The organism is Nocardia sp. NPDC055165 (assembly GCF_053606985.1).
On the sequence record NZ_JBSGSS010000012.1, the window covers coordinates 70,557 to 96,670 of the forward strand.

The 26,114-nt window shown below is 67.6% G+C and carries 16 protein-coding genes and 2 pseudogenes; 9 read left to right on the top strand and 9 right to left on the bottom strand.

Annotation, left to right across the window (positions count from 1 at the left end; translation table 11 throughout):
- Positions 1 to 152 precede the first annotated feature (152 nt).
- From ACWFRF_RS23755 to ACWFRF_RS23775, 5 genes are read left to right on the top strand one after another with little or no spacing between them, the layout of a single operon-like run.
- Positions 153 to 905 (top strand): thioesterase II family protein, encoded by a 753-nt coding sequence (locus tag ACWFRF_RS23755; RefSeq protein WP_379313202.1) that lies wholly within the window; start codon positions 153 to 155, stop codon positions 903 to 905.
- Positions 902 to 2,215: a beta-ketoacyl [acyl carrier protein] synthase domain-containing protein gene (locus ACWFRF_RS23760; protein WP_378993669.1), complete on the top strand. Its 1,314-nt coding sequence runs from the start codon at positions 902 to 904 to the stop codon at positions 2,213 to 2,215. Before ACWFRF_RS23755 ends, ACWFRF_RS23760 begins: the two co-directional genes overlap by 4 nt.
- On the top strand, positions 2,208 to 5,351 hold the full coding sequence (gene nbtC / locus ACWFRF_RS23765) for a nocobactin polyketide synthase NbtC (protein WP_452452302.1): 3,144 nt from the start codon (positions 2,208 to 2,210) through the stop codon (positions 5,349 to 5,351). The genes ACWFRF_RS23760 and nbtC overlap by 8 nt, the downstream gene beginning before the upstream one ends.
- Before the next feature lie 13 nt (positions 5,352 to 5,364).
- Positions 5,365 to 10,575, top strand: coding sequence for an amino acid adenylation domain-containing protein (locus ACWFRF_RS23770; RefSeq protein WP_452452304.1), 5,211 nt, complete (start codon positions 5,365 to 5,367; stop codon positions 10,573 to 10,575).
- Positions 10,576 to 10,618: 43 nt separating this feature from the next.
- On the top strand, positions 10,619 to 15,208 hold the full coding sequence (locus ACWFRF_RS23775; protein ID WP_452452306.1) for an amino acid adenylation domain-containing protein: 4,590 nt from the start codon (positions 10,619 to 10,621) through the stop codon (positions 15,206 to 15,208).
- Positions 15,209 to 15,294: 86 nt separating this feature from the next.
- Here the strand turns inward: ACWFRF_RS23775 and ACWFRF_RS23780 are convergent, their stop codons facing one another.
- Positions 15,295 to 16,149: an NAD(P)-dependent oxidoreductase gene (locus tag ACWFRF_RS23780; protein ID WP_452452308.1), complete on the bottom strand. Its 855-nt coding sequence runs from the start codon at positions 16,147 to 16,149 to the stop codon at positions 15,295 to 15,297.
- Positions 16,150 to 16,222: 73 nt separating this feature from the next.
- On the opposite strand from ACWFRF_RS23780, the gene ACWFRF_RS23785 reads away from it, so the two are divergent.
- The gene (locus ACWFRF_RS23785; protein ID WP_452452310.1) at positions 16,223 to 16,624 is read left to right on the top strand and encodes a MerR family transcriptional regulator; all 402 of its coding nucleotides are present in this window, start codon (positions 16,223 to 16,225) and stop codon (positions 16,622 to 16,624) included.
- Between the two features lie 49 nt (positions 16,625 to 16,673).
- On the opposite strand, the gene ACWFRF_RS23790 is transcribed toward ACWFRF_RS23785, so the two are convergent.
- The 7 genes and pseudogenes from ACWFRF_RS23790 to ACWFRF_RS23820 all read right to left on the bottom strand — a co-directional run.
- Positions 16,674 to 17,054, bottom strand: coding sequence for a VOC family protein (locus ACWFRF_RS23790; protein WP_379311875.1), 381 nt, complete (start codon positions 17,052 to 17,054; stop codon positions 16,674 to 16,676).
- 185 nt (positions 17,055 to 17,239) lie between these two features.
- Positions 17,240 to 17,629: a hypothetical protein gene (locus ACWFRF_RS23795; RefSeq protein ID WP_452452312.1), complete on the bottom strand. Its 390-nt coding sequence runs from the start codon at positions 17,627 to 17,629 to the stop codon at positions 17,240 to 17,242.
- Positions 17,630 to 17,698: 69 nt separating this feature from the next.
- Positions 17,699 to 18,040 (bottom strand): hypothetical protein, encoded by a 342-nt coding sequence (locus ACWFRF_RS23800; RefSeq protein WP_379311873.1) that lies wholly within the window; start codon positions 18,038 to 18,040, stop codon positions 17,699 to 17,701.
- A gap of 321 nt (positions 18,041 to 18,361) precedes the next feature.
- Entirely contained in the window at positions 18,362 to 19,420 is a 1,059-nt protein-coding gene (locus ACWFRF_RS23805) for a hypothetical protein (protein WP_452452314.1), read from the bottom strand.
- 52 nt (positions 19,421 to 19,472) lie between these two features.
- A complete protein-coding gene (locus tag ACWFRF_RS23810; RefSeq protein WP_452452407.1) occupies positions 19,473 to 22,268 on the bottom strand; it encodes a hypothetical protein in 2,796 nt (931 codons plus the stop codon).
- A complete protein-coding gene (locus ACWFRF_RS23815; protein WP_379311880.1) occupies positions 22,205 to 22,735 on the bottom strand; it encodes a hypothetical protein in 531 nt (176 codons plus the stop codon). Before ACWFRF_RS23815 ends, ACWFRF_RS23810 begins: the two co-directional genes overlap by 64 nt.
- A gap of 100 nt (positions 22,736 to 22,835) precedes the next feature.
- Positions 22,836 to 23,384 (bottom strand): annotated as a pseudogene (locus ACWFRF_RS23820) (toxin glutamine deamidase domain-containing protein); the annotation flags it as partial.
- Between ACWFRF_RS23820 and ACWFRF_RS23825 the strand changes: the two are divergent.
- The 3 genes from ACWFRF_RS23825 (at position 23,274) to ACWFRF_RS23835 (ending at position 25,658) form a co-directional block, all read left to right on the top strand.
- Complete coding sequence (locus ACWFRF_RS23825) at positions 23,274 to 23,804, top strand: hypothetical protein (protein WP_452452409.1); 531 nt, start codon at positions 23,274 to 23,276, stop codon at positions 23,802 to 23,804. The pseudogene ACWFRF_RS23820 and the gene ACWFRF_RS23825 overlap by 111 nt on opposite strands.
- Before the next feature lie 295 nt (positions 23,805 to 24,099).
- Positions 24,100 to 25,161 (top strand): hypothetical protein, encoded by a 1,062-nt coding sequence (locus ACWFRF_RS23830; RefSeq protein WP_452452411.1) that lies wholly within the window; start codon positions 24,100 to 24,102, stop codon positions 25,159 to 25,161.
- Between the two features lie 92 nt (positions 25,162 to 25,253).
- A complete protein-coding gene (locus ACWFRF_RS23835; protein WP_379311877.1) occupies positions 25,254 to 25,658 on the top strand; it encodes a hypothetical protein in 405 nt (134 codons plus the stop codon).
- A 120-nt stretch (positions 25,659 to 25,778) separates the two neighbouring features.
- Here the strand turns inward: ACWFRF_RS23835 and ACWFRF_RS23840 are convergent.
- A pseudogene (locus tag ACWFRF_RS23840) lies at positions 25,779 to 26,093 on the bottom strand (WXG100-like domain-containing protein); the annotation flags it as partial.
- Between the last annotated feature and the right edge of the window lie 21 nt (positions 26,094 to 26,114).

A 26,114-nucleotide genomic window follows, 5' to 3' on the forward strand; every position in this document is an offset into this window, starting at 1 on the left:
TAGCCGGGCCGTTCCCGATTCGGGTCGGATTCGGATGCAACAGGATTCGCCCCGTCCCGGACGACAGCGCCGGGCGGGCCCGTGCGTGAGCGCGGCATTTGGATAGTGCGAAACGGCCGCGCAGCTTTGCGCGGCCGGTGAGGGAGAGCGACATGGCAAGAGAACTCGGCTGGATCAGGCAATTTCAGGCCCCCAGGACCGATTCCCTACCGCCGCTGATCGTCTTCCCGCACGCGGGTGCGGGCGCCTCGGCATATCGGGTGTTCGCCAAGCGTATGGCCGCCGACTTCGACACCGCGATCGTCCAGTACCCCGGCCGTCAGGACCGCGCGCGCGAAGCCGCCGCGCAGACTCTGCCCGAGCTGGCCGCCGGCGCCTTCGCGGCGTTCCGCGACTCCGCGCACAACACCGGCGCACCGCTCACCGTCTTCGGCCACAGCATGGGCTCCATCGTCGCGTTCGAATTCGTCCGGCTGGCCGAGGCCGCGGGGTTGTCCGTGCGTTTGCTGGTGGTCTCCGCTGCCGCCGCACCGCACCGAATCGCCGAGCTCCCCGCACATCCCACCGAGGACGACGAATTGCTCGACCACATGGCCACGCTCAACGGCACCGGCGCCGACGTGATGGCCAGCCGTGAGGTGATGCGGATGGCGCTACCGGTCCTGAAGGCCGATTACCGCGCCTTCGACGCCTATTCCTGTGGTCCCGACGTGGCTGTCGCGACACCCGTGCTGGTGCTCGGTGGCGATGACGACCCGTTCGTCGGGCCGCGCGACCTCTACGGCTGGGACCAGAGCACCACCGCCGAGATCGAGGTCAACCTGTTCGAGGGCGGTCACTTCTACCTCGACGAGAACATCGACGGCATCGCCGAGGCGCTCGTCGGCAAGGCGCTCGCGCGATGAACTCCGATCCCATCGTGATCGTCGGGATGGGTGTCGAAGCCCCCGGCGGCGTCGAGACCCTGCCCGACTTCTGGTCCGCCCTCGCTTCCGGGCGTGAGCTGATCGGCCCGTTCCCGCGCGACCGTGACTGGCCGCTCGACGAACTGTTCGCCCTCGGCAGGCTCGAAGGCTGGGCGCCGGTCCGTGACGCGGGCGGGTTCCTCGACGGCGCGACCGACTTCGACGCGCAGTTCTTCGGCATCACCCCGCGCGAAGCGGTGGCGATGGATCCGCAGCAGCGCGTGGCCATGCGGGTCGCGTGGCGTGCGCTCGAACACGCGGGCATCAATCCCGGTGCGCTGGACGGTGATTCGGCCGGTGTGTGGATGGGCGTCTCGACCGTCGAATACGGGCCACGGGTGGGCTCGGTGAACGAGTACAGCGGCTATCGCGCCACAGGGACTGCGCTCGGCGCGGTCGCCGGGCGCATCTCCCACGGCCTCGGCCTGGTCGGTCCCTCGATCAGTGTGGACACCGCGTGCGCGTCGTCGCTGACCGCCGTGCACCAGGCGGCCTCGGCGATCCGCGCGGGCGAGTGCGAATGGGCGCTGGCCGGCGGAGTGTGCGTGATGGGTTCGCCCGGCGCGTTCTACGAGTTCTCCAAGAACAACGCCCTCGCCACCGACGGCCACTGCCGTTCCTACGCCGCCGACCCCACCGGCACCCTCTGGGCAGAGGGCGCGGGAGTCATCGTGCTGGAACGGGAATCGCGGGCGAAGGCGCTGGGGCACCGGATCTACGGGCAGCTGCTCGGTTCGCGGGTCAACCACAACGGTTCCGGCGCCCCGATCGCGGTGCCGAGCGCGGGCGCTCAGCAGCGGCTGATCGAGGACACGGTCGCCGCGGCCGGGATCAGCGCCGACGACATCGGCCTGATCGAAGGCCACGGCACCGGCACCGCCGTCGGCGACCCGCTCGAATTGACCGCGCTGGCAGCGACTTACGGCAACCCGGACCGCACCGACGGACCTCTGCTCGGCTCGGTGAAGTCCAACACCGGCCACGCCCAGGCGGCGTCGGGGATGCTCGGGCTCATCAAGGTGCTGCTGTGCGGTGCGCACGGCGCCATCGCACCGAGCCTGTGGGCAGACGCGCCCAATACCGAGATCGACTGGGACGCGACCAGTTTGCGCCTGGCCGCCGAACTCACCGACTGGGCGCCGCGTGCGGACGGCCTGCGCTATGCCGCGGTGTCCTCGTTCGGCGTCGCGGGAACCAACGCGCACGCCATCGTCGGCCTGCCGGTGCTGGAGGAGACCAACCATGGCTGAGTACCGCTTACCGGACGGCAGCGTTCCCGTCCTGCTGTCCTCCGACAGTGTCGACGGACTGCGCGCCGAGGCGGCCGCCCTGCGTGCATATGTTGCCGCGCATCCCGAGGCGAGCGCGCAACGATTGTCGGACATGCTGTTGCGCACCCGCGTGCCCCGTCGTCGCCGGGCGCTGATCCTGGCGTCGCCGACGGGGGCGACCGATGAGCTGTTGTCCGCACTCGACGCGATCGCGACCGGCTCCGAGCACGCACTCGTCGTGCACGGCGACGTGCCGGCGAGCGCGCGCCGGATCGGGTTCGTCTTCCCCGGCCAGGGCAGTCAGCGGCCCGGCATGGGCGCGACCTTCTATGAGCTGTCGGCCGACTACCGCGCGGTGGTCGACGAATGCGCCGCCATTCATGCCGAACGCTTCGGGCATTCCCAGCCGCTGCACTACCTGCTCGGCCACGAGGGGCAGTACGAGGACACGGTGTGGGAAGTGCAGCCCGCGTTGATGTTCCACATGACGGGCCTGGCCGCGGTGTGGCGAGCCGCGGGAGTGGATCCGCACGCGACCATCGGCCACAGCCAGGGCGAGCTCGCCGCGGGCGCGGTCTCCGGCGTGATGACGCTGCGTGACTCGGTGCTCGCGGTGACCCATCGCGCCCTGCTCGCGGACCGGCTGTCCCCGCGCGGCTATTCGATGGCGGTCTTCGGGATGGACCGCGAGAGCGTGGAAGCGCTGATGGCGCGGCACTCGGGGTGGGCCGAGCTCGCGGTCGTCAACTCGCCGCACATCATCGCCATCTCCGGTGAACGCGGCGCCGTCGTCGATCTGGTGGCCGCCGCTACCGCGCGCGGCCAGTTCGCGCGGGAGATCCGGGTCGCCTTCCCGGCACACACCTCCATCGTCGCCGAGGTACGGACCGAGTTCGAAGGCTTCCTCGGTGACGAGATGAGCGCACCGAACTTCTCCGCCTCCGAGATCCCGTGCTACGGAGCGACTCTCGGCGAGATGATCACGCCCGACCTCAAGCAGGAGGAGTACTGGTACTGGAACCTGCGCAACCGCGTCCGGTTCGACCGCGCCGTGGTCAGCGCGGGCAGTGACGGCGTCGACCTGCTGATCGAGGTCGCCGAACACCCTGTGCTGCAACTGGCCATCCAGGAAAACCTCAGCCTGGTCCCGAACCGTCCCGGCCTGCCCGCGCGGGATTTCCGCGTCCTCGGCACGTCGCTGCGCACCGCGGACGGGCTCTCGGAGTTCACCCGCAATCTCGCCCAGGTCGCCGTCCTCGACATCGACTACCGCTGGGACGCACTGCGAGTCGACGACACCGTCAGCCTCCCGCTGCGCGACTTCCCGCACACCGTCACCAACGCCAAGCGACTGTGGGCTCCCCTCGGTGCCCATGAGACCCCCGCCGAACTCGTGGTCTCCACCCCGAAACCGCAACGGCTGGTGGAACAGTGGATTCCGGTGCAGCGTCGTGCGCTGACCGCGCCGCGCAGTCTCCTCGTCGTCGACCACACCGGCGAATGCGCCGAGCTGGCCGCCGCCCTGGTGGCCGCCGCGGACCGCCACGGCGCCGATGCGCGCGTGATCGGAGCCGCCGACGCGCCTTCGGGCCAGGACGCCCGGGACCACGCTGTGGGCACCGCCGACTCCGTGGTCGTGCTGTTGCCCGCTGCCGGCGACGACGACAGCGCCGGTGCGATCGACGCGCTGGTGCGGTTCTACGCCGAACGCGCCTGGGCCCCGGCATTGTCCGCGCTGCGCCCCGGTGGCGAGTGCTGGCTGCTGACCGTCGGCGGCGAGACCGTCCACGACGGCGACCCGATTCCCGGGCTGTTCCAGTCGGGCGTCAGCGCCGGATTCCGCAGTGTGGGTATCGAGAACCCGGGAATCCTGTTCCGGCACCTCGATCTCGCCGCGACCGAATCCGCTCCCGCCCAGGCCGCCAAGATCGTCGGTGCGGTGCACTCCAGCGGGGAAGCCGAGTTGGCGCTGCGCGCCGGCAAGCTGTTCGTCAAGCGCCTGGTCGTCGATACCACCAATGAAACCGGTTCGCTCGGAACAGATCTCGATCACGTGGTGATCGTCGGTGGTACCGGTCAGCTGGGTCTGCGGTTCGCCGATCAGCTGGCGCGCACCGGAGCGGGCCGCGTCACGCTGCTGAGCCGCAGCGGCGAAACCGAGGCGCTGGCAACGGAACTGGCGCGGCTGCGCGGTATCGGCGCGACCGAGATCGTGGTGCGGTCGTGTGATGTCAGCGATGTCGACGCCGCGAAGGCGTTCGGTGCGGAGATCGCCGATCGCCCGGTCGACCTGGTCATTCACGCCGCGGTCAACTATGTGGACGCCGAACTCGACCAGATCACCGGCGACGCCGTGCGCACCGCCGCCGCCGCGAAGCTGCGCGGCCTGGACAACCTGATCGACGCGGTCGCGCTGACCGTGGACTGCCGGGTTCTGCTGTGCTCGTCGATGGCGGCGACGCTGGGCGGACGCGGACAGGTCCTGTACGCGGTGACCAACCGCATGCTCGACGTGGCGGCCCGCAGGCTGCGCGCCCGCGGCATCGCCGCCGCGAGCCTGCAGTGGGGGCTGTGGAGCGTGGCCGGCCCGCTCGACGATGCCGGGTTCGCCCGGGTCGAGGAGGCAGGCGTGTTCCCGATGGTGCCCGCGGACGCGATCGAGGCAGGGCTCGCCGCGCCGGTGCGCGACGGCATGATCATCGCCGCCGACTGGGACTTCCTGCGCGAGGTGCTCGGCGCGTTCGGCCAGGCCAGCGTGCTCACCGGTCTCGAATCCGCCACGCCCGCACCGCAGGTGACACCGGCGCCCGCCGCCACGGTGAGTGCGGTTCCGGCGGACGTGGTCGCTGCGGCACCCGCGGCGCCCACCGATAATTTCCCGCTCGACCTGCGCATGCGCACCGAACTGCTCAAGGTGATCGGCGGTGACAGCGCCGAATCCATCGACGCCACCATGCCCTTGGTGGCGCTCGGCCTCGATTCCCTGCAGGCCTTGGACTTCCGCAAGCGCGTGCGAGCGGAACTGGATCGCGATCTGCCGGTCGCGGCGATTCTCGGCGGCGCATCGCTCGACGATGTCGTGCTGCTCATGGCACAGAACACCAACCAGGGCTGAGGGGCCGAAGAACATGTCTGACACCGAAGCCACCCTGTCCGTCGCCGAGCGCCGCAAACTGCTGCTCCAGCAGAAGCTGCGCGAACGCGGCATGGCCGTAGTGAACGCCGAACCCGTTGCCGTACCGCGCATTCCGGTGGGGGAGCGGCGCCCGCTCACCCCCGGCCAGCGCCGCATGTGGTTCCTGCAGACCCGCGACGCCGACGACACCGCCCTCAACATCTGCGTCGCCTACCGTCTCACCGGCCCGCTCGACGCCGATCGCCTGCACGCGGCGTTCGACCAGGTGGTGGCTCGCCATGACATCCTCCGCACCACCTACGGCGCGGACGTCGACGGCACGCCGTATCAAGTGTTCGCCGCCGACGCACCGGCCGAATGGTCGACCCACGACCTCACCGAGCTCGCGGAGTCGGGTCGTGACCTGCGGGTGGAGGTGCTGGCCCAGCGTGAGTTCGGTCGTCCGTTCGCGCTCGGCACCGAACTCCCGCTGCGCGCGACGCTGATCCGCACCGGGACCGACGAGCACGTCGTGCTCCTCACCATCCACCACATCGCCTGGGACGACGATTCCTGGGCGGTGTTCTTCGCCGAACTGAACGCCGCGTACCGGGCCGGGCAGCCGAGCGCCGCCGCCGGGTCGAGTACTGCGGGATCGTCCACACCGAGCGCCCCGGCCGCCTCACCCGACGAAGCGAACGAGGCAGGCCACGGCGATTCGGCGCTCGGCCGTGACACCGTGCAATTCGCGGCCATCGCGTCGACCGCGGAACCCGCCGAGGCCGACGTGGCGTTCTGGCGCGAGGCCCTGCGCCCGCTGCCCGAACCCCTCGAACTGCCCGGCTCCGCCTCGGCCACCCCCGGCCGCAACGCCCAGCGCCGCACCCACCGTCTGCCTGCCGAGCTCGTCACCCGGACCGAACAGTTCGCCCGCGAACAGGCCGCGACCCCGTTCATGGTGCTGCTCGCCGGTTTCGACGCGCTGATCCACCGCTACACCGCCGCCGACGACTTCCTCGTCTCCATCCCGGTGACCGATCGCCCCGCGGGCACCGAACAGCTCATCGGCTACTTCGGCAACACGCTGCTGCTGCGCGCCACCATGGGCGCCCACGCCGACTTCACCCAGCTCGTCGCCGCGGTCCGCGACACCTGCACCGGCGCCTTCGCGCATCGGGGCGTCGGCATCGATCGTGTCGTCCGCGAGGCGAACCCGGATCGGGTGGCCGGGCGCGACGGCTTGGATCAGCTGGTCCGCCTCGGTTTCTCGGTGCGCAAGAGCGCCGACGGTTTCGCCCTCGACGGCGTGAGCTCCACCCAGCTCGAACTCGGCGCGGCGAGCGCGCAGGTGCCGTTGGCGCTGGCCATCGTGCTCGACGCCGACGGTACCGCGGTGGTGGAAGCCGAGTACCAGACCGATGTGCTGGCCGAGGCCCTCGTCGACCAGTTGCTCGCGCACTTCGGTCAGCTCCTCGACAGTGCGTTGCGCGAGCCGCGACGCAGACTCGCCAACCTCGACATGCTCGGTGCCACCGACCGCGCGACCCTGCTGGATCGCTCGCACGGCGCCCTCGTCGATGAACCGGCGACCACCCTTGTCGCCCTGCTGGAATCGGCCGCGGCCGCCGCCCCCGACGCGCTCGCACTGCTCTCCGACGACACCGAGCTCACCTACGCCGCGCTGCACGCGCGCGCGAATCGCCTGGCCCACTGGCTGATCGGGCAGGGCGTCGGCACCGAGGACCTCGTCGGTCTTCGCTTCGGCACCTCGGTGGAGTTCATCGTCGCCGTGCTCGCCGTCCTCAAGGCCGGTGGCGCCTATCTCCCGATCGATCCGGCCTACCCGCAGGATCGCATCGAGTACCTGATCGAGGACGCGAACCCTCGATTGTTGCTCGGCGCAGTCGAATTGGCCGCTGCCGAAGAGATGGCCGCCGGTCTCCAGGCGACCGCGCCCACCGATGCCGAGCGCCTGCGTCCGCTGCTCCCCGCGAACCTGGCCTACGTCATCTACACCTCCGGCTCCACCGGCAAGCCCAAGGGTGTTCCGGTGCCGCACAACGCGATCGCCGAACACATCGTCTGCTTCACCGCCGACTGGAACATGACCGCCGCCGACCGCCTGATGCAGTCGTCGTCGGTGAGTTTCGACGCCTCGCTGGTCGATATCGCGATCACCCTCACGGTCGGCGCGCAGCTGATCGTGCCCAAGCCCAACGCTTTCCGCGATATCCGCTACGTCGCCGACCTGATAACCCGCCGCCAGGTGACGGTGCTGCACATGGTGCCGTCGATGCTGAGTACGTTCCTGCTGCTGCCCGAGATCAGCGAATGGCAGTCGCTGCGCCAGATCCCTGTCGGCGGCGAGGCGCTGCCCGGCGAAGTCGCCGACCGGTTCTTCAACACCCTCGAGGCCGAACTCCGCAATCACTACGGACCGACCGAGGCCGTGGTCTGCTCGACCCATATGCCGGTCGCGGGTCCGCAGGGTACCGGCGTGGTGCCGATCGGCGTCCCCAACCGCAACGTCTACACCTATGTCCTCGACGAGGCACTGCAGCTGGTGCCCGACGGCGTCGTCGGGGAGCTCTACCTCGGTGGCGATCAGCTCGCCCGCGGCTACCTGGACCGTCCCGCGCTGAGCGCGCAGCGTTTCGTCGCCGACCCGTTCGCGGCGGCCGAGGGCGGCCCCGCGATGGGCGCCCGCATGTACCGCTCCGGTGACCTGGTGCGCCGCAACGCCTTCGGCGAGCTCGAGTTCGTCGGCCGCGCCGACGAACAGGTGAAGGTGCGTGGTTTCCGCATCGAGCTCGGCGAGGTCGAGGCCGCGATCGCCGCGCATCCCGCCGTCGCCCACTGCGTGGTCGTGGTGACCGAGGACCCCGCCATCGGCGCGATGCTCGTCGCCTATGTGGTGCCCGCCGAGGGCACCGTCGACCTCGAACAGGTCCACGCGTTCGCGGCAGGCGGACTGCCGGAATACATGGTGCCCAGCGCGTTCGCGGTGATCCCCGAGATCCCGCTCACCGTCAACGGCAAGCTCGACAAGCGCGCCCTGCCAGCGGCGTCCCCCGCCGTGGTGCGCACCCACCGCGCTCCGGCCACGGCCACCGAACGCAAGGTGTGCGCCCTGTTCGGCGCCCTGTTCAACCTCGACGAGGTCAGCGCGGAGGACTCGTTCTTCGAACTCGGCGGGCACTCCCTGCTCGCGGCGCGCCTGGTGGCCCAGGTCCGCGCGGAGTTCGGCATCGAGCTCGACGTGCGCGTCGTGTTCGACAGCCCGACGCCCGCCGCCCTGGCCGCCGATCTGGTCGCCCGCTTCCTGGCGGAATTCGATATCGACCTCGACGCCGTCGACAACGACTTCGACGACGCCCCCGCCGAGAGCACGACCACCGAACCGGCCGAAACCGTGACGGCGGATACCGCGACCGCCGGACCGGGGCGGTCCAGCCGCCCGGCGATCGGTGGGCGCCCGCGCGGCGAGCGCGTTCCGCTGTCGTACTCGCAGCTGGCGATGTGGTTCCAGTACCGGATGGAAGGTGCGGGCGCGGTCGGCAACCTGCCGCTGGCCCTGCGCTTCGACGGCGCACTCGACATCGCGGCCCTGCGTGCCGCGCTCGATGACGTGGTCGCCCGGCACGAGTCGCTGCGCACCACCTTCCCCGAACACGACGGCGTGCCCTACCAGGTGGTGCACCCCGCCGCACCGGTCCCGCTGCCGGTGCGCGAGCTCGCCGCCGGGCAGCTCACCGAGGCACTCGCCGAGATCGCCGGCTACCACTTCACCCTCGACGGTGAGCCGCTGATCCGCGCCGAACTGCTCGTGCTCGACGCGGGCGCGCACGTGCTCTCGCTGCTGGTGCACCACATCGTCGCCGATCACGCGTCCTTCGGCGTGCTGCTCGACGACCTCACCGCCGCCTACCGGGCTCGCAGCGAACAGGGTGGCGCCCCGCACTGGGCGCCGCTGCCGGTCCAGTTCGCCGACTACGCGCTGTGGCAACGCGAACTGTTCGACCAGGCCGCACCGAGCGCGTTCGCCACCGACCAGATCGAGTACTGGCGGTCCACGCTCGCCGATGTTCCCGAGGAGATCGCGGTCGCCCACGATCGGCAGCGTCCGCCGGTGCTCGGCAAGCGCGGTGAAGTGGTGAGCTTCTCGCTGCCCGCCGCCGTGCGCTCCGGGCTCGAATCGCTCGCGGTCCGCAGCGGCGCCACCGAGTTCATGGTGTGCCAGGCCGCGGTCGCCACCCTGCTGCACACCCTCGGTGGCGGCACCGACATCACCCTCGGCACTCCCGTCGCGGCGCGCACCGATCCGGCGACGACCGCCCTGATCGGGCTGTTCGCCAACATGGTCGTGCTGCGCAACGACCTGTCGAACGCACCGACGTTGCGCGACACCGTGGTTCGGGCACGCAATGTGGTGCTCGACGCCAACGCCCACCAGGAGCTGCCGATCGAGCGCCTGGTGGAAGCGCTCAACCCGCGTCGCTCGCGCTCGCGGAACCCGTTGTTCCAGAGCATGATCCACTTCCGTGGCGCCGACTGGGCACCCACCACGCTCCCGTTCGCGACCTCGGGGGAGAGCACCGTCACCGTGCTGCCCGCCGACTTCGACGTCTCGTTCCTGGATCTGAACCTGAGCCTGAACGTGACCGCCGAGGGCGGCATGGACGTCCGCGTCGTCGTCAACGCCGATCTGTACGAACCGGCCACGGCCGCGCTGATCGCCGACGCGCTCGCCGCCACGCTGCGCGCCTTCGCCGAAACGCCGGACCTGCCGGTGGCCGACCTGCGTGTGCTGCCCGCCGCGGATCTCGAGCGTTTGCTGGCCACCCCCGCCCCGGTGGCCGCGAGCGCCGTCGCCACCGGTGCGGCGGCCGACTCCGACACCGAGCGCACCCTGATCGCGCTGATCGAGGAACTGCTGGAAATCGACGACGTCGTCGGCGGGGACAACTTCTTCGCCCTCGGTGGTGACAGCGTCATCTCCATCCAGTGGTCGGCGCGCGCCGATGCCCTCGGCTTGCCGCTGTCGCCGCAGCTGGTGTTCGAATGCGCCACGATCACCGAACTGGCCGCCGCCGTCGACGCCGCCGCCGGTGACGCGACGCACGCCGATGAGCCCGAACAGGTTTCGCACGCGCCGATGAGCGCGTCGGGCCTGGAATCCGACGCCCTGTCCGCGCTGACGGCCGCCTGGTCCGCGCAGGGATGAGCACGAACGTCGGGATGAACGAGCAGTTAGGAAGGGACGCAGCATGAGTGCGCCGCAGATCGAAGACGTACTCGCGCTGAGCCCGTTGCAGGAGGGGCTCTTCTCGCTCTCCCGGCTGACGGGTACCGAGATCGACCTGTACACGATGCAGTTCGTGGTCGATATCGACGGCCCGGTCGACACCGACCTGCTGCGTCGCAGCGCGCAGGCGATGCTGGACCGTCATCCGAACCTGCGTGCCGCGTTCTGGGACACCGACGTGCCCAAACCGGTGCAGATCATCCCCTCACGCGCGGAATTGCCGTGGGCCGAACGACACGCGCTCACCACGGAATTCGAGGCGATCGCCGAATCCGAGCGCCGCGTCCCGTTCGTGCTGAGCCGTGGTCCCGCGCTGCGTGTGCTGCTGCTCGACGTCACCGACGCGCCCGAGCCGCGCAAGCGGATGATCCTCACCGCGCACCACATCCTGATGGACGGCTGGGCGGTCGCGGTGTTCTTCACCGAGCTGCTCGCCGTCTATCGAGCGGGTGGCACCCTCGACGGTCTGCCCGCGCCCCGTCCCTACCGTGACTACATCGGCTGGCTCGGCGCGCAGGACCACGACGCCGCGGCCCGCCGCTGGGCCGAGTACCTCCAGCAGGTCAGCGCGCCCCTGGTGCTGGCCGACGGCACCGGCGATCGTGGCTCCGCAGTCCCGGAGACCACGCGACTCCGGTTGTCCGCCGAAGAAACCGAGCAATTGCAGCAGTGGGCGCGCACCAACGGGATGACGCTGAACACCGCCGTCCAGTTCGCCTGGACGCTGCTGCTCGGCCGCATCACCGACCGCCGAGACGTGGTCTACGGCACCACCATCTCCGGCCGCCCCGAGAAACTCGCGGGCGTCGAAGGCATGGTCGGGCTGTTCATCAACACCGTCCCGGTCGTGCACCGCCTCGACTCCGCCGAGCCGGTCGTCGCGCAATGCGCACGCCTGCAACGCGATTCGGCGACTATGCGCGACATCGGGTATCTCAGCCTGTCGACCCTGCAACGCGCGGCCGGTCACGGTGCCCTGTTCGACACCCTGTTCGTCTTCGAGAACGCCCCCATCGACGACGCCATCCAGACGGTCACCGCCCCCGACGGCGCCCGGTTCCGGCCGATCGAGATGGAAAGCCTCGCGCACTACCCGCTCACGGTCGTCTCCCACCTGAGCGACGGCGAACTCCTCATCCTCGTCGAAGCGATTCCCGCGCTCCTCGGACACCTCGACCCCGCCGACCTCGGCGCCCGGATGCTGACCGTCCTGCGTACCCTGCCGACCCTCGACGCCACCGCGACCACCGATGCGATCGACCTGCTCACCGAGGCCGAGCACGCCGAACTCCGCAGCGCCGCAACGAATACGACTCCGGCGCCGACCGCCACCCCATGGGAACTGTTCGAGCAGCAGACCACCGCTACCCCGGACGCGATCGCCCTCACCACCACCGCGGGCGAGGTGTTCACCTACCGGGCGCTGCACGACGAAGCCTGCCGGTTGGCCGGGGAGTTCGCCGCGCACGGCGTCGCCCCGGAAACCGTTGTCGCCCTGATGCTCCCGCGTAGCCCGCGCTCGATCATCACCATCCTGGCGACGTTCGCCGCGGGCGCTGCTTACGTCCCGGTCGACATCACGCTCCCGGCCGCCCGGATCGCCTCGATTCTGCGCCAGTCGAATCCGGTTCTCGCCGTCGTCCTCGACGGAGATCGGACGCTGCTCGACGGCGTCACCGAGACCACAGCCGATCACCGATCGGTGCCCGTGTTGGCGCTCGACGATCCTGCCGTCATCGCACGGGTCGCGGCCCGGCCCGCACAGGCCCCTGTGGTGAATCGCGAACTCGACCACAGCGCCTACATCATCTTCACCTCCGGCTCGACCGGCGAACCCAAGGGTGTCGTCGGCACGAACGCCGCTCTGGCGGGTTACTTCGCCGATCACCTCGCGCGCTTCTACCGTCCGGCCATGGACAAGCTCGGCCGCCCCCTGCGGATCGCGCACGCCTGGTCGCTCGGCTTCGATGCCTCCTGGCAGCCGATGGTCGGGTTCCTCGCCGGGCAGGCGCTGCACCTGTTCGACGCCGAGGAGATGCGCGACGCGCACCGCATCGTCGCCGGCATGGCCGAATTCGACATCGACATGATCGACACCACCCCGTCGATGCTCGCTCAGCTGGCGGCAGCGGACCTGCTCGATCGTGACCTGCCGGTGCTGGCCCTCGGCGGCGAGGCGATCGACACCGCCCTGTGGGCGCGGTTGCGCGCGCTCCCCGCGACGGCTGTGTACAACTGCTACGGGCCCACCGAGACGACGGTCGAAGCGGTGGTCGCGCCCGTGGCCACCTCGGAGATCCCCACGATCGGCACCGCCAACGGCGGCATGGTCGGCTACGTGCTCGACTCCCGGCTGCGACCGGTCCCGCAGGGCATCGTCGGCGAGCTCTACCTGTCGGGCGTGCAGCTGGCCCGCGGCTACCTCGGCAAGCCCGCCATCACCGCGGACCGTTTCGTCGCCGACCCGACGCGCCCCGGTGCGCGCATGTACCGCACCGGCGACCTCGTGCGCCGGCTCCCGGGTGGCCGCTTCGGTTATCTCGGCCGCGCCGACGCCCAGGTGAAGGTGCGTGGCTATCGCATCGAGGTCGGTGAGATCGAGACCGCGCTGCGGCGTTCGGCCGATATCGACACCGCCGCGGTCACTGTGGTGCGCCGTGCCGGGGGCGCGTCGCTGGTCGGCTTCGTCGTCGGCAAGGCCGGTCGCGCCGTGATCGTCAGCCGGGTGCGTGCCGATCTCGCGCAACGCCTGCCCGCGTACATGATTCCCGCGCGAATCGTCGTGCTGGACCAGCTGCCGGTGAACGTCAACGGCAAGCTCGACGGTCCCGCGCTGAACGAGCTCGCCGAGCAGTCGCTGTCGGTCGCCGACAGTAACGCGGCCGCCGAGACGCCCACCGAGATCGCGCTCAGCGAGCTGTTCGCCGAACTCTTCGACGGCCGCGCGCCCGGCGTCGACGCCGACTTCTACGAACTCGGCGTCGACAGCATCGTCGCGATCTCGCTGGTCAACAAGGCCCGCCGCCGTGGACTCGCCCTCAATCCGCGCATGGTGCTGGCCTGCCCGACCATTCGCGAACTCGCCGCCGCCGTCGATGACGCACCGGCCGCCGCCGCTCAGTCCGGTGCCGACGCCTACGGTGTGGTCCCTCCGCTGCCGGTGGTCTCCTGGATGTACGAATACGGCAACTACCGCCGCTTCACCCAGGCCGCGCTCCTGCGTCTGCCTGCCGGAATCGACCGTGCGGCACTGGAATCCACCCTCCAGGCGCTGCTCGACGCGCACGACACCCTGCGCGCGGTGCTCACCGATACACCGGACGGCCCGCGCATGGTCACGCGCGCGCCCGGCGTGGTGAACGCGGGCGAGCTCGTCATCGAAGCACCGCGAGGGCTCAGCGGCACCGAACTCGACACGGCCATCACGAAATACGCGCGAATCGCGAACGATGCGATCGACCCACGGGCCGGGGAAATGGTTCGGGCCGTGTGGTTCGCGGGAACCGAGTCTGCCGTCGAAGACGTGCCGGGCTCCGGCGCCGGTGCCGACATCCTGCTGCTCGCCGTGCACCACCTCGCGGTCGACGTCGTGTCCTGGCACATCATGCTCGATGCCCTCGCTGCCGCCTGGCAGCAGATCCAAGCAGGCGTGACGCCGAAGATGCTGCCCGAGTTCACCTCCTACCGGCAGTGGTCCGAGGCCATGTGGCAGCGTGCGTCCGCACCGGAAGTCCTGGCCCAGCGCGACTACTGGACCGCACAGGTCTGCGAGCCCGACGCCGCCCTCGGCTCCCGGCATCCCGCACCGGCCACCGACACCTGGTCGAGCCTGCGCGTCAGCACGGTCGCGACGCCGGTCGCGGTCACCGACCGACTCCTCGATCGTGTCGGCAAGGACGAGGGCGTCCGCGAGCTCCTGCTCACCGCCCTCACCATGACCATGGCCTCGCTGCACGCCGACAACGGAAACGACCCGGCCGCAGGTGCCTTGATCGCCATGGAGGGTCACGGCCGCGCCGACGCCACCCTCGACACCGACACGGCCAACACCCTCGGCTGGTTCACCAGCGTCTTCCCCGTCCGCCTCGGCGTCGGCGACAACGCGGTGGATATCGCACGCGCGCAAGCGGACCCGGCTGCCGCCCGTACTCTGCTCGACTCCGTCTCGACGCATCTGCGCGAAATCCCCAACCAGGGACTGGATTACGGTCTGCTGCGCTACGTCAACCGCGCGGCGGAACTCCGCTCCGCCGCCGAACCCCAGGTCGAATTCAACTACCTCGGCCGAATCGACCTCAGCGGCAACGAATCCGATCCCTGGTCGTTGCTCGTCGGTGAGCACGACCAAGCCCTACCTCTCGACCCTGAACCCGACCTTCCCCTGCGGTACGCGATCGACGTCATCGCGGGCATCGGCACCACCCCCGACGGGCCTGCCCTGACCACCAACTTCCGCTGGAGCGCGTCCCTGTTCACCGAAGACCAGGCCGCGCGCTTCGCTGAACTCTGGGAGCAGGCGATCACCACGCTCGCCGACGTGGTGCACGGGTAGGGCGCCGATCGCAGGGCGATGTCGATGCTGTGTGTCCGCATCGTCGTGTCTGGCATGCGGGCTACCTCTCGCTCACGCGGGGCAGGTCAGTCGCTGTGTGGCTTGGCGAACTCCTCGATCAGCACGGGATACTGTTCACCGCCGTGACCTGCGGCGATAGACCGATCTGCCAGGGCCTTGAACAACTTCGGCAGCTCGGCGTTGACGCCGAGCGCCTCGCACTCCTCGATCAGGTGCGCCATCGTTCGCGCGTCGGTCTCCAGGGCCGCCACCTCGGCGGGATAGGAACCACTGTCGATCTGCTCGGCGTAGCCGGGCAGCCAGGTGGCCACCCCGGTCGCCATCATCTGTGCGAACGGGGCGTACGTCGCGGCGTCGACACCGGCGGTCCGGAGCATGGCGGTGCCCTGGAGCCACGCGTTGAGGACGCTCCACATCATCGTCAGACCCGCCACGTCGTACAGGGAGGCCAGGCCGTGGTCGGCGCCGAGATAGGTGACGGTGCCGAGTGCTTCGAGGGTTTTCCGGTGTGCGTCGAAGTCGGCCTGTGGACCGCTGTGCAAAATCACCGCGTCGGGAGTTCCGATCGCCTGCGGGATGGCCATGATCGCGCCGTCGAGGTAGCGGGCGCCGCGCTGTTCGAACCAGCGGGCCGTGTCGCGGGCCTGGGCGGAGTCGCCCGAGGTGAGGTTGAGCAGGGTCGTGCCGTCGACATCGCTCGCGGCGAACAGATCGCGCACGGCCGGGTAGTCGGTGACGCAGACGATCGTGATCGCGCTCGCCCGCAGGGCGTCACCGATGGCCGGCGCGAGTCGCGCGCCCTCGGCCACCAGGCGGTCGGCCTTGGCGGGCGTCCGATTCCAGACGGTGGTGGGATGCCCGGCCGCGAGGAACGCGCCGGCGAGCGATCGACCCATGAGGCCGAGTCCGATGACAGTCACAGGTGTTTCGGTTGCGTTGTGCATGGCAGCATCATCAACGTTGATACCGGTATGAAGGTCAAGTGAGGTTGCGATGCGAATCGGCGAACTGAGTACCCGCACGGGCGTCAACGCCCACCAACTGCGCTACTACGAAGCCCAGGGCCTGATGGTCGCCGACCGCAGCCCGAACGGCTACCGCGAATACGACGACACCGCCCCGCTACGCGTGAAGCAGATCCGCCACCTGCTCGGCGCCGGCCTGTCCTCCGAAGACATCGCCTACCTCCTACCCTGCGCGGAAGGCGAAACCCCCACCCTCCCCGCCTGCCCAGACCTACTGTCCGCCATGCGAACCCGCCTGAACCGCATCGACGACCACATCGACCGCCTCACGCAATCCCGCGAAGCCCTGGCCGTCTACATCGCCGCCGCCGAACGCACCACCAGCGACACCTACCCACCCTTCGACGGATCCGAACCGACCCCCGCCTGAGCGATGGTCGTCGGCCGGATCCGGTCGGCAGACCCGACCGCCGAGTGGCTCAGGCTGTCCCCACTCGCCGCCGCAGCAGGCAGAATTCGTTGCCCTCGGGGTCGGCCAGCACGTGCCAGGTTTCGGCGCCGGTCTGTCCGATGTCGACCTTGCGGGCACCCGCACCGAGCAGACGCTCGAGTTCTTCGTCCTGATCGCGGTCGGTGGCGTTCACATCGAGGTGCATCGGCAATTTCCCCCGCCTGGGGTCGGTGCTGACGCTGAACAGCAAAGTGGGCTGCGGCCCACCGAATTCGGTTCCCGGCGCGCCGATCTGGACATCACCCTCGTCCCGATCGAGCACGACATAGCCGAGCACTTCGCACCAGAATCCCGCCAGCAGTTCCGGGTCGGCGCAATCGATGACGAGTTCGGTGATCTTGCAAGCCATGAGGCGACCCTACGCCCGCACCCGACACCTCACGCCTGATGAACACCAGCCTTGGGCCAGACCCCATCGTCCCGATGCCCCCGTATCGCCATCCCCGCCACCCACACCGTCATGTGGTCGTTCCGCCCGTCCTCCACCCTGACCGAATAATCCACAGCACTGACCCTCAGCACCCGAAATTTGGCTCAGTCGGAGAAGGCTGCTTCGAGCTCGCTGCCGATGCGTTCCTGCTCGTCCTGGTCGAGCAGGACCGGCTCGAAATTACGCGATCTGACATGGTCGATGAACTCATTGGGAACCGCGATTCCGTACTCCCGCACGAAGTATCCCCAGTATGCGGACCACACCCAGGTGCCGTCGCTCGACATCCCGGTCGGTACGCCGTGGCCCCGTGCCGGGTCGAGCGGGTCGGCCATCGACTGCGTCGTGACCAACGATTGACACTCCAGCATGTAATGCGAAAGCGGTTCGCGGAGTTCGTCATCCAGATGTCCGACGAGATCGGCCAAACTGACTTCTGGCCAGTCGCCGATTCTCTCGCGAGGGTCCTCCGAAAAATCGGGCAGTAGCTTCACCCTTCAGCCCCCTCGCTACCGTTGCGTCGATTCCTGCAATGTCCGGGCGGCTCGCGTCCGACGTACCGACTACACCTCGAATGTCTCCGTTGTCGGCCACGTGCCGTTGCGCTGCCGACTCCACGCCGCCCTCGCGGCCACCATCGGGGCCAACGGTGTGTACGGAGTGGCTTCCAGGGTGACCTTGTCGATGGTCAGATTGAGGTCTTCGCTGGTCGGCGGGGTTGTCGCCAGCGATTCGACCGTCACCAGGTACTCGATCGTCTCCGGGTCCTGCCGGATCTGTTGGAGCGTCAGTCGATTCAGTGGGGGATAGATCTGTTCGGCTTGGATCGGAGTCCCGGTCTCGATCGCTGCGTCGTACATCTCGCCGATCGTCGTCAGTGCCAGGCTCGACTGCGTGGTGACCACTCCGGTCTCCTTGTCCACCACGTAGCTCGCCAGGCCTGGACCCGTCCCCTCCGCGATCTCCGCCGGGGTCAGAATCTCGCGGCAGATCCAGGCGTGTCGGCTCTGAAGGAGACTGAACTCCTGCGCCGGGAATATCTGAGCCAGGTAGTCCCGCACTTGTTCTGCTGTTCGGAGTTGTGGCGGCTCCAATCATTGCTCCCTGCTGGTCAACCGTCATGAATCTGAACGAAGTGGATTGAGACAGGTCCGTCGGGGAGCAAGTCCACCGTTCGGGGCGTAGAGACTTCCGGTCGGCCCAGCTGCGATTGGCGGGTATATCGTCTACATCCGGTCTGGAGGCGAATGATATTCGATTTGTAAGTCGCCGACCTGAACGCCCTGTCGAGCGAGGCTGTCGACAACTTGTTCGGTGAACCGCCGCGCTGGGCGGTAATGGCTGCTCTGGTCGCTGATCAGCCGTATGCGCCCCTCCCTGGCGTCGAGCTCACCGGCGCCTGCGGCAGGTTCTCCCGCGAGGAAACTGGAGTGATGAAATTCGCCCAGCACGTGATGCGGTGAGGAGTAGAGGGTTCCGCCGCTATCCATGACGAAAATCGCCCGCCCTCCCTCCGGTGACCATAATGTGCGAGCGCTGCTTGTATCGTACAACTGACCCCTTGTGTCATAGAGCAATCCATCGCGGACGGTAAGGCGATAAGCTTTCCGCTCATCGGATGTCAAGTAGGCTACCTGTTTGCCGTCCCAGACGGAATTACCAGCTATATTCTCGTCACGAAAATTGGTTTGAATCGGGGTTGTCGCATATTCGTCTGTAAATGTCTCGAAATCTTCGGCTGTCAAGCGTGTTACTGTGCTGGGGTCTATTCGCGTTACCGACAGTAACTCATCGATGACATCGCTTCGGTCGGGCTCGTGCGTGGCATCGACCAGAACGATGTCATCGCTGTCGTCCCAAAATGGAGTGAACATGCCGATGACTCTGCCGGATCTCATCTTCAACGGAATGAAGGTGCCGAATTCGGTTCCCCAGTAGAATCCGCGGGAGATTCTGCTCTCGACGTCGTTGACGCTCGACGAAATGCGTGCGATCGGTGTCGCATTCTTGAAAGCCGATATGCTGTCCTCGGGCAATCGATGATAGGGCAACGCGGGCCATGGGCGCATACTGTCCATGCGTGCAAGAACTCGACTGACGAATTCGCGCAGCTCCGCGGGTTCTTGGCGCATCGGTATAACTGCCGGGATAGGTGAGGCGTGTGCCAGGCCATCCGACAGCACCTGATATTCCTCATCCTGAGTCATTGTGGAGAGGGGCTCGGTTACCAGCGCATACGCGATCCTGTCGACAACGCTGTCGTCGAGCTCCTTCTCGAACTGCACTGAGTACAGTATCGAATTAATGACACCCTGCCAGTGGTTCACATCGCTCCGTTCATTGTGGTGGCGCCTCGAAATGTACTTGTCCTGGAGTAATTGGGATGCCCATGTTCCTGAGTAGATTGATGGCCTGCATCGTGTGCCCGCGAGAGGGTCGGTAATGTCCGCTAGAGTCGGTGAGCATCTGGAGTTCGCCGCCGATTACCGCCAATTCTCCCGCTGCGGCAACATTTCCACCAGAAAGGAAGCTGGAATGATGGAAAAGTCCTGGCTCATGATAGTTCGATGCATATAGATTGCCATGCTCGTCCATGACGAAAATTGCGCGGCCCGCACCGCCCCATGCGGTAGTGCCCGAACTTGTATCGAACAATTTCCCGTCGGCCGTGTAGATCTTTCCATCTACGATATAGAGCCTTGTCCTTTGGCGTAAGGATTCATCCAGATACGCCACCCGTAGCGGGTGCGGCCAGACGGAATTCCCGACCTCGTGCTCCCCTCGGTAAGTGGAATTCATTTCCTGTGTTGTATAGGGCGGGCCGACGCTGTACGGAAGGTCCGAAAAATCTTGCGGTGCCGTCGGTTGTCGGGGGCTGCTCTCCTCGGGAGGAGTTCTCGGCGCAGCCGACGGAGGTCGCTGAATCGGCGGGGTAGGTGGTGGCATGGCCGGAATGCTTCGACGCGGCCGCACTCCGAAGAGCTTTCGGACAATTCGTCGCATCGCTCCGGGTGAGCGCTGGTCGGGATGTGGTGCTGCTCCCCATGATTGGTGCCACTGGGGAGTCTGGGGAGTGACATCAGGATTGTTCCAGCCGGAGGAAAAGTTCGAGGCGCCTGTCGACGACATCGAACCGGGTGGGTTCGTCGGAGGAGGGGTCGATTCAGGTGCGCGATGATTCGGTGCTCGAGAAGGGATTTGGGTGCGGCTGTTCGCTGGCGTCGGAGCATGCTGGGCGTGGCTCTGATCCGGCGACGCTGTCCGAGCAGAGTTCGGATGAGGAGACGCGGCGTTGAGCGCGCTCACTGGTGAATCAGCACGGTTAGCCAGGTTCGCGGGCTGCGAGGGAAGATCCAAGGACGAATCGGTTGTGACAGGGCCCGGAGCGGTTCGAGAGGAAGTAGGCGGCGATGTCGGTACGGCCTGGTCGATTTCGTTGTTGATCCGCTGAACGTCGCTGGGCGAAAGTTCGTTCTCTGTCGCCGGGTCCAGCCCGAGCTGTTCTCGCAACATTGCGGTGAGGGTGTCGAGGTCGGCGTCGGTCGGCGTGCTGTGCGGATTCGCCTGGTCGAGATCGATGCTCATATCAGCCGCAGACGGGTCGCTGACCGGGACGAGATCGAACATCATCCAATCGCCGGACGGGAGCCGGCTTCCTCGGTTGAAGCGGAGATCGACCGCGAACTGGGCGCGTTCGATCAGCGCCTGGACGAGTGCCGGATCGAGGCTGCCGCCGCCGGATATGTGTAGGCCGATCCGGAGCATCGACACGGGCTGACTGAACGCGGTAGTGAATCTGCCCAGGGTGAAGCGGCGGTTGCCACGTGAGTCGGTGACCGGCCGAACTCCGCCATCGGGCCGTTGGCGACGCAAATTCTCGCGAGCGGCTCGCGATTGGTTCGCTTCGTGCACCTGCTGCGGTGTCGGTGACGTCTGCGGGGTCGGTCGAGGAGACTGCTCGGCGCCGGTATCGGTCGGCGGCCGCACTACCGGGTTCGTCGATGGCGCGGTCGCGGCACCTGTGCGGTCAGTCGCAGGCGGAACAGCGGCTGGACGCTGATGTGGTGCCGAATCCGGTGACGGCGCAGGGGGACTCGACGGGGAATTCGGCGGTTGATCGCTTGCGCTGCTGTGACCGCCGGATTGGCGCGGCAGGGGGTTGTTCAGGCTTGGAAGTTGCCCGCCTTGATCCAGACTCCGTCCTGCCGGTGACGAGTCATCGCTGTGCCCGCTGTTCGCACGGCCATCGCGTCCTCCTTCCCGTCCGCGACCTTCACCGAGTAGTCCGCTTTGTTGATTGTCAGGGACCGATTGAGATTGTGATCCGCCCCGCCGAACCGGTACGTCACTTCCTGGTCGGTCTCCGACTCCAGTCGGAAGACCAGATACATTGCCATAGATCGAACTCCATTCATCGATGTTCTCGCCGGTACGAGAGTGCTGCATCGCTTCCCAGTTGAAGCTCAGATTGGCGAACTGGTGAGCCTCCTGATACGGCGTCCCTGGATGGCTTTCATAATATTGCGCTTCGGCCAGCTCGTGCTCCAGCAAGACGATGTCGTCGGGAGTCGCTCGGCCGAGGGACATCCGCATCCAGGCTTCGGCGATATCGGCGTACGCGTCGTATCGCCGATATTCGATCCCTACGTCATTACCGTCGTCGTCGGTAATGCTCAGTGGATGCTCTTCTCTGAAGAGATGATCTTTGATCCGCTCCAGCTCGGCCCGATCGAATCCCACGGAGCCATCGTGGCGCTGAACGTCGGCGAGTGCTGCGACCATTCCGTCGATGTCATTGTCTGTACTGCGGATGTGGTCGTAAGCGTTGTTGGCCCAGGCATCCTGCGCCTCGGTGTCGTAGACGTTGCGTGGGCGCCTGGCGCCACCTGCCTCGACATACGATGATCGCTCTGCGGGTGAAGCGGTATCTGACGCCGGGGTGGGGTCGGCGGTCGGCGTGCCGGTAGGCGGCGGTGGAGCCAGGTTGTGATCGATTGTCGGCGCCGACACCGGCGGCGGCGTGGTGACGACGGGAGAAGCGGTCGCCGGGTTGGTATCCGGGTCGCCGGTTACCGTTCGATCGTTTCCTCGATCGGCCAGATTCCCGTTGTCCGGCTGAGCATCTCGGCCCATGCTGTCGCTTCCGAGAGCGGGCCTCCGCTCGGATGGAAGTACAGGGTTTCCTTGTTGATCGTGATCAGTTCGGCCGTTTCCGGGTTGCTCGGTTGATCCAGGTCGGTCACGTGGACTTGATACTGGACTGTCTGTGGGTCCTCGTAGGTTTTCAGCAGGTGGATTCGACGGAGTGGGGGATACACCTGGCCCCCCTGGATCGGTTGGCCCGTTTCGATCGCCTGGTCGAATTCCTCCCCGATCATGTCCGGCGGCAGGCTCCGGTGAGCTGTCACGACTCCCGTTTGTTTGTTCAGTACGTAGTTCCCCAGCCCCAAGCCCATACCCTGATCCAATTCCTCCTGGGAGAGAATCGCTTGGGCCACCCAGCCGTGTCTGGTCTCCATCATCTGGAACTTCTGGTTCGGCCCGAACACTGTGGTCAGCAGCTGGTTGGCCTGTTCCGCCGTGAGAATTGGCTCCGGCATTCTGGATACCTCCGTGTGCGTCGATGGGAATGAAGTCCAGCGCGGCCGAGCGGGCGACCATGTCGGGGGGTGGGACGTCGGAGGTGGCGCCCGACTGCGGATCCCACCATACGGGCCCTGCTGCGCCGGGCGGGTAGACAATGACTGTTGCGTGCGAGGCAAGGATCAGGGGGGAACCGTCGGCGTTGAATCGAGGATTTCCATTGCTGTCGCGTGCGTGCCAGCAGTTGATGACCAACGCAGCCGAGCCTGGACCGAGGCCGGCGATATGGTTGTGCAATTCGCGGAACTGATCTTGGATCGGTAGTCCAGGGAAATGGCTCAAACTCCGGCCGAGCCAATTTTCGGCTCGTGCGGTGCCGAATCGTTCGCCGCTGCGGTTATCTCGGGAGCCATTCGGCAGTGGGTCGGGCCACCGTGGCGCCGAGACCTGAGGAACACCGTAGAACGACGACAACGCTGAGAGGGAACAGTCGAGGCAGTTATTGCTTCGGCCGCCCCGAGTCGGGCCGCCGTCGTTGACCGACGTGCCGTATGGGTGCGTTCGAGGGTCGGCGCCGATCGTGAATCCACTGCCGTCGCGGAGTTGGTCCTCAACTCGTTGCTGGTGAGCCGCCTGCTCGACGGGCTCGAGGCGACCCGGGGCCATAACCCGCGTGTCGGAGGGGTTGGCGAAGCGGGCCGGCGTGTTGGCTCGGGCGATGTCGTTGCTGATCGTGCGGAGGTCATCCGGACTCAGCGGGGTGTCCGGCGTGCTTCGCGGCAAGCCCATGTGTTCGCGAAGATCGTTGGACACGTCGAACTGGTGTTGCTGGGTGGTAAGGCGCAGATCGGCTGCGTTCGGGTCGGTGGTGAACTCGAGGTCGACCAGGAACTGGTCGCCGACCGACGGGGCGCGGCTGAGGAGATCCTGACCGTGGTTGAAGGCGGCATCAACCACGCTCTGGGCGTATTCCATTTCCAGGTTCAGCTCGGCCGGCGTCATCAGGTGCGCGTTCGGGATGTGGGCGCGGATGGTGGCTACCGAGACCCATCGGCTGCCGACCTGGAAGCGGCGAATTCGGTATGAGGGCCGTGGTTGGGACGGGCTCCGGTCGACGGTGGTTGTGCGGCCGTCGTGCGGCGGTTGGTTACGCAGCGCCTCGCGCAGAGGGCGGGCGTCAGGGCTGTGACCTGGGTCCGGTACCTGGCTCGTCGGAGTCGGAGTGGGCGTGAGGGTTTGTGGTGTTGTCCGAGTGGGGTCGGTGGTCGGGGTAGAGCCAGGTCGGCTGTCGGGACTGGTTGCTGTGTGTGTTTCGGACACCGCTGGCGGAGTTGTCGGCCTAGGCGGAGACAGGGTCTGGTCGGTTGGCAGCGCAGTCTGGGTGGTCGGGGTCGAGGCGACCTGTGCTGGAGTTGTTGTGGGGGGCGATGTGGGGGTGTTCGATCTGGGCGACGGCGGTGCTGATGGTGGGATCTGGCTGATCGGGGGCGTCGACGTGGACGTCGGTGTGGCAGTGGGCGCCGGGGTCGACGTGGTGGGTGTTGTTGTGGGGTTCGTGGTTAGGGGCGCTGTCGCGGTGGTGGCGGTCGCTGTCGATGTGTCCGTGGAGGACGGACGAGTGGTGTCGGCAGGGGTGTGGGTGGGGTTGTTCGACGGAGTTGCCGGTTGGGAGGTTGTGGACAGCGGCGAACCGGTGGTTGCGGCGGGAGTCGAAGTCGGTGATTGCTGTGTGGCCGACTCCTGCGTGGGTGTCGATGTGGTCGGTTGTTGGGTGGTCGAATCCGGTGTGTTGGTGGGGGCTGGTGTCGTGGGTTGGGGATTCGCCGGTGTCGTGGGAGTGGTGGCGGCGTGTCCGTTGTCGCTCGGAGTCGGGTTCTGTTGCCCGCTATTGGTATTCGGGGTCGTATCGGTGGGGGTGTTGGGCTGGGTCGAGGAATCCTGGGTCGGGAGGTCCAGCGACGAGCTTGTGGGGTTGGGCGTCGAGGTGTCGCCTGTGGGCGGTGTGTTCGTGGGGTTGTTCGAGGGTGAGGTGTCGCCGGTCGACGGTGTTTCGGTGGGGGCGTTGTTGTTCGGGGTCGATGGCGACTCGCCGGTCTGGGGTGTCGCGGTGGGGGTGTCGCTGTTCGGGTTCGATGGTGTGGTGTCGCCGGTCGGCGGGGTCGGATTGGACCCGTTGCCGTTCGGGCTGGACGGTGTCGTTTCGCCGGAGGAGGGGGATCCGTTGGACGAGGGTGCGGTTTGCCCGGCGTCGGTGGATCCGTTGCTGTTCGGGCTCGAAGGTGTGGATTCTCCCGGTGCCGAGGAGTTGGGCGAACCATCTTGTGGGGTTGCGCCGTCTCCGGTAGGAGCGGTGGATGCTGGGTTCGTTGATCCGCCGGTGTCGCCGTTGCTCGGAGTTGCCGGCGCATTCGGGCCGGTGTTGTCGGATGCGTTCGGGCTCTGATCACCGGAGGGGGTATCGGTCCCCGCGGGCGTGGTGGAACCGGGAACGTCGGTACCCAGATCGGGAACGGTGGGGGCCGTGCTGTTTCCACCGTGGCTACTGGATTCCAGCGCGCTCTGGACGCCACCCGCTCCAGCGCTGGTGAAGGTGTCGACGCCGACATCCAGTTTGAATTCCTGGCCGAGGAAGGCCGCGCCGACTCCTGCGGTGGCGACCTGGGCGGAGAGGTCGGCGCCCAGTTCGGTGACGGTGCCGCCGACGACCTTGCCCGCGAGTTTGCCCGCGGTAGAGGACGCGACATCGCCGAGCGCGCCGGTGCCGCCGCCGAGCAGGCCGCCTGCCGCGCCGCCGACCGCGCCGCCGAAGGTGGCCAGGCCCAGATCGGTCCAGCCGAACTTGTCGGTGGAGCGGTCGCCCTTGGCTACCTGGATCAGCCGTGCGCCGAGATCGGTGCCGCCTTCCTCGAGTGCTTCGAACGCGGCGCCGCGCAGCGCTAACCGGGCGGCCGCCTTCGCGGCGCCGCGGGTGAGCATGCGGGCGATGAGCTGCTTGATCGCCACCCGCACCGCGACCTGGGCGGCCACCCGGGCGGCCACACCGGCGACGGCGCCGACACCTGTCCACGAGGTCGCGATCGCCGCACCGATCTCCACCGCGGCGATGACCATCGTCGCGATGATCACCAGTTTGGTGTGCTCGATATCGTTGGCGCCGTCTTCGAGTAGTTCGGCCTGTTTCGCACACCACTTGCGAACAGCGGTGAAGGTCGCTTCGTCGCCCGACAGCAGCTTGTCGCGGTAAGCGGTGATGGCGGTGTGGGTTTCGCCTTCGGACAGCGCTGTCAGGGCGGCGTTCAGTGCGAGGGCGGCGTTGTCGTCGACCGTGTCGAGGGTGTTGGCCATGGCGGTCCACCCGTCGGCGACCCGGCGCATCGCCGTTTCGTCACCTTCGGG